The sequence below is a fragment of the Mesorhizobium sp. M2A.F.Ca.ET.067.02.1.1 genome, assembly GCF_004023285.1.
Classification (GTDB): Bacteria; Pseudomonadota; Alphaproteobacteria; order Rhizobiales; family Rhizobiaceae; genus Mesorhizobium.
The window spans coordinates 1-6,867 of sequence record NZ_RZSB01000291.1 but is presented as its reverse complement, the minus strand read 5'-3'; the positions used below and the strand labels follow the sequence as shown (position 1 = coordinate 6,867).

Below are 6,867 nucleotides of genomic sequence, written 5' to 3'. Positions count from 1 at the left end.
GTCCACGCTCGCCACGTCCGCCTTGCGCACGGTATAGCCCGACTGAACGATCGAGACGCCATCGAGGATGAAGAGCTGGCTCTTTTCCATGCCGGGCTTCAACACGCCGGTGATGGCGACCGGGTCGTAAGCCTCTTTCATCTTGTAGGGTTGCGCCGGCGTCACCAGCACGATTTGGTTGGGCGGCGGCGTCGGCATGTGGCTGCAGGCGCCGGTCCACGGCACCAGCAGGAACTGGTAGACGAGGTCGCCGTCGCGATCGACCGGCAACGCATAGCCGGCTAATTGTATGGCCTTGTCCTGCAGATTGAGCGACAGTGTCTCGCCGTGGTCGGGCAGTTTTGCCGCGATCATCGGCAGGTTCGCGTCTTCGGCGACGGCCTGCGTGGCGGGGCGCAGATCCTTCCAGAGGATATGCACGACATCGGCTGCCGCATCGGCTCCCGAGGCGGCGAGCAGGAGCATGGCTGTCAGCGCCGCGCATGATTTGAAACGATTGTTCATGGTCGCTCCATCATCCGTCAGTCCATTTGCGGAATCGAGTCAAAGCGTCGTGACCGATCCAGACTCAGCGGTCCAGCCGCATCACATGCCGGCGCGTCCCGGCGGTGCCGATCTCGTGGAAGCCCCGCGCGACGAAAATGTCGCGAAAGCCCATGAAGCGATAGCTGGGCGCGGCCTCGTCGACGGGATAGGCCTCGATGACGCGCGCGCCTTTGCCGAAGGCGTGGTCGATCGCGGCGTCGAGCAGGGCGGATGCCAGCCCGCCGCCACGCAAAGCCCTCGGCACATAGAAGCAGACGATCGACCATATGCCGGTCTCGCTGTCGTCCTGCTGCTTTGACAGTTTCCGGTAGGTCTCGCGCGGCGCGACCGAGCACCAGCCGACCGGCTTGCCGTCCAACTCGGCGACGATGCCCACGGGAGTGCCGGCATCGATCAGCGCCATCATCATGCGCTTCTTCTCATCGCTCTGGTGCTCGCGGCTGGAATGGCGCCAGGCCATGCACCAGCAATATTTCGGCGCGCCTGGCTGCTCGAACAGGTCTTCGAAACGGCCACGCGTTTCTTGCGTCACCTCGACAAAGCGGATGCCGGAAAGATCAGGTTCTTGCGGCTGCGAGCCTGGCGAGCTGTTTGGCATCCGTCAGTTCCTTCACCGCATCTCTGCCGACCCAACGCGCCGTCCGGTCGGGCGATGCCGCCAGTTTTTCCGCCAGCGCAAGGGCAGGGGCGTGCAGGCTCACCGAGCGCTTGCCGATCTGCCGCAGCGCCCAGTTGACCGCCTTGCGAACGAAATTGCGCGGATCGCGGGCATGCTTCTCGATCAGCGGCAGATAGGCAAGGAAGGTTGCGTCCGGCTCTTTCTTCAGATGGACCGCGCTCCAGGCGAGCATGGCAAAGGCGGTGCGGCGGACGAATTCGCGTTCGTCTTCTGCGAATTCGTCGATCAGGCCGCGCCAGAATGGCGTTTCGGCAAACAGGTCGGCAACGGTGTCGACAATCTCCCAGCTGTCGAAATCCGCGGCCCAGCGCCGGCACTGGTCGATGTCGACCTTCTTCGGCTCGCCGGTGAAGGCCGCCATCAGGCGCGCCTCCCGAATGCCGCTGTCCCACAGCAGAAGCGATCGCTCGTGGTTTTTCCTGAGCTTGCGCGCCAGCGGCCGCAAGTCGGAATTGCCGATGCCAAGCGCGCTCGCCGTGTTGATGCCGAAGCGCGCCATGCCCGCCAGATTCGCCTCCGTGCCGATCGCGCGCAGGTGCGCGACGACGTCGTCGGCGCTCCAGCTCGGGTCGGGCAGGGGCATCGTGGCGCCTATTTTTCCAGGCGTGCAAGCAGCGAGGAGGTATCCCAGCGCTTGCCGCCCATGTCCTGCACGTCCTTGTAGAATTGGTCGATAAGCGCCGTTACCGGCAGCTTGGCGCCGTTGCGGTTGGCCTCGGCCAGGCAGATGCCGAGATCCTTGCGCATCCAGTCGACGGCGAAGCCGAAATCATATTTGCCGGCATTCATCGTCTTATGGCGGTTCTCCATCTGCCAGGAGCCGGCGGCGCCCTTCGAGATCACCTCGACAACCTTCTCGATGTCGAGGCCGGCCCTCTTGCCGAAATGGATGCCTTCGGCCAGGCCCTGGACGAGGCCGGCAATGGCGATCTGGTTGATCATTTTCGTCAATTGGCCAGCGCCGGCCGAACCCATCAGCCCGACCATACGGGCGTAGGCGTCAATGACCGGCTTGGCTTTGTCGAAGGCCGACTGCTCGCCGCCGACCATGACGGTCAGGATGCCGTTCTCGGCGCCGGCTTGGCCGCCTGACACGGGCGCGTCGAGAAAGGAGAAGCCTGCCTTGCGCGCGGCTTCATCCAGCTCGCGTGCGACCTCAGCCGAGGCGGTGGTGTTGTCGATGAAAACGGAACCTTTCTTCATCGCGGCGAAGGCGCCGTTGGCGCCGGTGGTGACCGAGCGCAGATCGTCGTCATTGCCGACGCAGGAGAAGACGAAGTCCTTGCCTTCGGCTGCTTCGGCCGGCGTCAGCGCCAGCTTGCCGCGATGCTGGGCCACCCACTGCTCGGCCTTTGCCTTGGTGCGGTTGTAGACGGTGACGTCGTGGCCGCCCTTGTTCCGGAGGTGCCCGGCCATGGGATAGCCCATGACGCCAAGACCGAGAAATGCAACCGATGTCATAGACCTGCCTTCCAACAAAACACGGTTTCCAGTGGCCGAAGGTCTAGGCCATGCGAAAAATTCGTCAAGGCGCGCCACGCTGCATCGACTGGTGCAGGCGGCCGAGCCGCAGGATTTATCGATGCAGGTGAACGGTAATCCGGCGCTCGATCCACTCGACGCCGTGGCGCAGGATCTCGACCATTACAAGATAGACGATCGCCACCCAGATATAGGCCTGGATGTCGAAGGATTTCGCATAGGCGAGCTTGGCGTTGCCCATCAGGTCGTAGACGGTGATGATGGCGACGATGGCCGAGGCCTTGATCATCAGGATGAGCTCGTTGCCGTAGGGCCTGAGGGCAACGATGATCGCCTGCGGCAGGATGACCTTGCGCAGCGTCTGCAATTTGTGCAGGCCGAGCGAGGCAGCACCCTCCCATTGGCCGCGCGGCACGCTTTCGATGGCGCCGCGCAGGATTTCGGCCTGGTAGGCGGCGGTGTTGAGCGAGAAGGCAAAGACACCGCAATAGAAGGCCTCGCGGAAGAACCACCACAATCCTACCGTTTCCAGCTCCGGCCGGAAGGAACCGACGCCGTAATAGACGAGATAGGTCTGTACGAGCAGCGGCGTGCCGCGGAAGAAATAGACGTAGCAATAGGCAAGCCCGGACAGGATCCAGTTCTTCGACATGCGGCCATAGGCGACCGGCAGCGAGAAGATCGCTCCCAGCACCATCGAGATGGAAACCAGCGACAGGGTGGTTCCCAGGCCCTGCAGATAGGCCGGCGCGTAACGGGCGAAGAACTCTGGATTCCAGGCGTAGACGAGGTAGGCGACGATGCCGAGACCGAAGAGAATCCATACGCCGACCAGTGAGTAGCCGACGATGCGGGCGCGTGGCCAGCCGCGGGCCAGAGGGGGCGGCTTGTCGACGACGATGGCCTGGCTGACGCTCATCGCACCGCTCTCCGCCCGAGATGACGCAGAATGTGGCCGGTGGCGATCGACGACAGGATGGCGAGAGCCAGGAAGATCAACGCCGCCACACTGTAGAACAGGAAGGCATGCTTGGTAACGCGCGCCGCGACGCCGGACTGGCGCAAGGTCTCGGCGAGATTGACCACCGAGACCAGCGAGGTGTCCTTCAGCAGGCTCAGCCAGCAATTCTCGAGGCCGGGGAAGGCGATGCGTATCAGCTGCGGCAGGATGACCAGCCGCATCGTCTGCCATTTCGACAGGCCGATGGCGTAGCCGCCCTCATACTGGCCTTTCGGAATGGCGCGGAACGCGGAAAGGAAGACCTCGCTGGCATAGGAGGAGAAGATCAGCGACAGCACGATCATGCCAGCGATGAAGCTGTTGACGTCGATCGTCGCGGCCGGATTGAACAGCCGCACCAAGTATTGCAGCAGAAGCGGCATGCCGAAGAAGAACAGGAAGAGCGTGACCAGCTCCGGCAGGCCGCGGAAAACCGTGGTGTAGATGTTGGCGGCGAGCCGCAGGGAGGGCTCTTCATGCTGCTTGGCGAAGGCGACGAAAAATCCGATCGTCAGGCCGATGGGCAGCGTGGCGAGCGCCAGCACGATGGTAACCAGAACGCCAGACGCAATGTCGTCACTCCAGCCGTCCGGTCCCCAGCTGAGAAGTGTCCAAATGCTTTGGGCCGGCATTGACGGGTCGTGTCTCCGTGGCGATCCCGGGAGAAGAGAAGGGCGGCGAGGGGTGCCTCACCGCCCTTGGCGTAGCGATCAGGATTCGGCGCCGTAGACGTCGAACTTGAAGTACTTGTCGTTGATTTCCTTGTATTTTCCGTTCTTGCGGATGGTGTCGATCGCGGCGTTCAGCTTGTTGACCAGATCGGTCTCGCCCTTGCGCACGGCAATGCCGGCGCCCGGTCCGAAGATCTCGACCGGCTGCGGCGAGGGTTGGCCGAGGATCTTGCAGCAGGCGCCGTCCGGCGTATCCAGCCATTGCTGCAACACGACGATGTCGTCCTCGATCGCGTCGAGACGGCCATTGGCGAGGTCGGCCTGCTCCTCGGGGCTGCTCGGATAGCCCTTGATGGTGCTGTCCGTGTAGGTCTTGGAAGCGTAGTTGTAATGCGTGGTCGTGGTGGCGACGCCGATATTCTTGCCGGCGAGGTCTTCCTTGGTCACGCCCTTGAGCGGCGAATCCTTCGGCACGGCGATGGCCGACGGGGTGTTGTAGTATTTGTGGGTGAAGTCGACCTTTTCCTGGCGCTCGGGCGTGATCGACATCGAGGCGACGATGGCGTCGAACTTGCCGGCCTGGAGCGCAGGGATGATGCCGTCCCAGTCCTGCGCGACGAAGGTGCACTTCACCTTCATCTCGTCGCAGAGCGCCTTGGCGATATCGATGTCGAAGCCGACCAACTGGCCGTCCGAGGTCAGGTTGTTGAAGGGCGGGTACGCGCCTTCGGTGCCGATCCTCAGAGTCTTTTCCTGAGCCTGGGCGACGCCGAGTGTCAGCAGCCCGGCCGAAGCGGCAAGCGCGATACGCAGTGCAATACGCATGATAATCCTCTCATATTGTCATGGCCGCTGTCCCGTGCGGCTCTTGTGGGCGGAGCTTCTTTACCGCCCGCTGAGGCGGATACTCCCACTCTTTGCGAGAAAAAAGCAACTGCAAATCAACGGCAAGCGACAATCGGGAAGTGCCGCTGCGTTACTTGGTTCGAGCCACGAGACCTGTGCTGCGCTCGACAAAGTCGGCTATCGATTTGGCGTCGTCGAGGTCGAAAACCGGCAGGTTTTCGCCTTCGATCGTAAAGTCGGCAGCGACCGCGACGATGTTGGGATCGTTGGCGGAAAGCGGCGTCCGGTCCTTGGCTTCGAGCCGCCTTGCCTCGATCTTCTTGTGCGCTTCGCGCTTGTAGCCCTCGACCAGCACGACGTCCGAGGGCGACAGCCGCGCCAGGATGTCGTCCAGCGTGGGTTCGTCCTCGCCCCGCAATTCGTGCATCAGCGCCCAGCGCCGGCCGGAAATGATGGCGACCTCGGTGGCGCCCGCCTGCCGATGGCGAAAGGAGTCAGCGCCCGGCTTGTCGATGTCGAAGTCGTGGTGGGCATGCTTCACCGTTGAAACCGTCCAGCCGCGCGCGACCAACTCGGTGACCAGCTTTTCCGTCAGGGTCGTCTTGCCGGAATTCTTCCAGCCGGTGATGCCGAATACGCGTCTCATGGCCTGAGGCTTTGCAACAGACGCTCCGCCACCGCAAGGTCGTCGGGCGTGTTGATGTTGAAGAACGGATCGATCTTTTGGCCGCCCGCTTCGATCATCGGGAATTCGACCTCGACATGGCCATGGCGCTCCATGAATGCGGAAACCCGCCGGCTGTCCTCGTCGACCAGGAAATGACGCAGGGCGTCGCGCAGGCCGATTGGCCAGAGCGCGAAGGTCGGATGCCACCTGCCGCCCGAACTGGCGACGGCGATCACGCCCGGCCGGTCGCGGGTTGCGGCGGCCAGGCGCTCGACGAGGTCGTCGGGGAAGAATGGCGTGTCGCCGGCGGCGCTCATCAGCCATCGGCAGCTTGTCTGCCCGGCCGCCCATTCGAGGCCGGCGAGGATGCCCGCCAGCGGTCCGGCATGGCCCGGCACCGTGTCCTCGATCACCGGCAGCCCCATGCCGGCAAATCGCGCCGGATCGCCATTCGCGTTGAGCCCGAGCATCCCGACCTGTGGCTTCAATCGCGCGGCGACATGGTCGATCAACCTGGCTTTGCCCAATGAAAGCAGCGGCTTGTCGCCGCCGCCCATTCGACGCGCCTGGCCTCCCGCCAGAATGATGCCCGCAACATTTCTGTCCATCGGCCTATATGCCGTCCGGCGCCATGTCGGGTCCAGCGCTTTCGGCGGCAGGTTGCTGCCTGCCGACGACGCGCTCGCGGTAGAGCGCATAGAGGCCGGAGCCGATGATGATGGCGGCGCCGACGATCATGGGCAGGTCGGGAACATCGCCGAAAATGACGAGGCCGAGCAGGATCGACCACAGCAGGGCGGTGTAGCGGAACGGCGCGATGAAGGAGATGTCGCCCGAGCGCATCGCCATGATGATGAACTGATAGCCGATGAGCACCAGCACCGCCGCGAGCGCCAGAAGCATGGTCGAGCGGCCACTCATCGGCGTCCAGCCGCCCATCGGCGATAAAAGCAGCGCGCCCAGCACGGTCATGGCG

10 protein-coding genes are annotated in these 6,867 nt (G+C 63.5%); all 10 read right to left on the bottom strand.

Features of this window, described 5'->3' with window-relative positions; all coding sequences use genetic code 11:
* Window positions 1–504, bottom strand: a 504-nt coding sequence (locus tag EOA28_RS19635) for a DUF3299 domain-containing protein (RefSeq protein ID WP_128315179.1), incomplete at its 3' end; no start/stop codon positions are given.
* Between the two features lie 64 nt (window positions 505–568).
* The gene (locus EOA28_RS19630; protein ID WP_127250581.1) at window positions 569–1,144 is read right to left on the bottom strand and encodes a GNAT family N-acetyltransferase; all 576 of its coding nucleotides are present in this window, start codon (window positions 1,142–1,144) and stop codon (window positions 569–571) included.
* Window positions 1,104–1,808: a DNA alkylation repair protein gene (locus EOA28_RS19625; RefSeq protein ID WP_127250583.1), complete on the bottom strand. Its 705-nt coding sequence runs from the start codon at window positions 1,806–1,808 to the stop codon at window positions 1,104–1,106. Before EOA28_RS19625 ends, EOA28_RS19630 begins: the two co-directional genes overlap by 41 nt.
* A gap of 8 nt (window positions 1,809–1,816) precedes the next feature.
* Window positions 1,817–2,686 carry an NAD(P)-dependent oxidoreductase gene (locus EOA28_RS19620; protein WP_127250585.1) on the bottom strand — a complete coding sequence of 290 codons (870 nt, stop codon included), beginning with the start codon at window positions 2,684–2,686 and terminating at the stop codon, window positions 1,817–1,819.
* 115 nt (window positions 2,687–2,801) lie between these two features.
* Window positions 2,802–3,626 (bottom strand): ABC transporter permease, encoded by an 825-nt coding sequence (locus EOA28_RS19615; RefSeq protein WP_127250587.1) that lies wholly within the window; start codon window positions 3,624–3,626, stop codon window positions 2,802–2,804.
* The gene (locus tag EOA28_RS19610; RefSeq protein WP_126060929.1) at window positions 3,623–4,339 is read right to left on the bottom strand and encodes an ABC transporter permease; all 717 of its coding nucleotides are present in this window, start codon (window positions 4,337–4,339) and stop codon (window positions 3,623–3,625) included. Before EOA28_RS19610 ends, EOA28_RS19615 begins: the two co-directional genes overlap by 4 nt.
* Before the next feature lie 78 nt (window positions 4,340–4,417).
* Complete coding sequence (locus tag EOA28_RS19605; protein WP_127250588.1) at window positions 4,418–5,203, bottom strand: ABC transporter substrate-binding protein; 786 nt, start codon at window positions 5,201–5,203, stop codon at window positions 4,418–4,420.
* A 151-nt stretch (window positions 5,204–5,354) separates the two neighbouring features.
* Complete coding sequence (mobB, locus tag EOA28_RS19600) at window positions 5,355–5,870, bottom strand: molybdopterin-guanine dinucleotide biosynthesis protein B (RefSeq protein WP_127250590.1); 516 nt, start codon at window positions 5,868–5,870, stop codon at window positions 5,355–5,357.
* Window positions 5,867–6,499 (bottom strand): molybdenum cofactor guanylyltransferase MobA, encoded by a 633-nt coding sequence (mobA, locus tag EOA28_RS19595; protein WP_127250592.1) that lies wholly within the window; start codon window positions 6,497–6,499, stop codon window positions 5,867–5,869. Before mobA ends, mobB begins: the two co-directional genes overlap by 4 nt.
* A gap of 4 nt (window positions 6,500–6,503) precedes the next feature.
* Window positions 6,504–6,867: DMT family transporter (locus EOA28_RS19590; RefSeq protein WP_148670763.1), on the bottom strand; the 364-nt coding region annotated here is incomplete at its 5' end.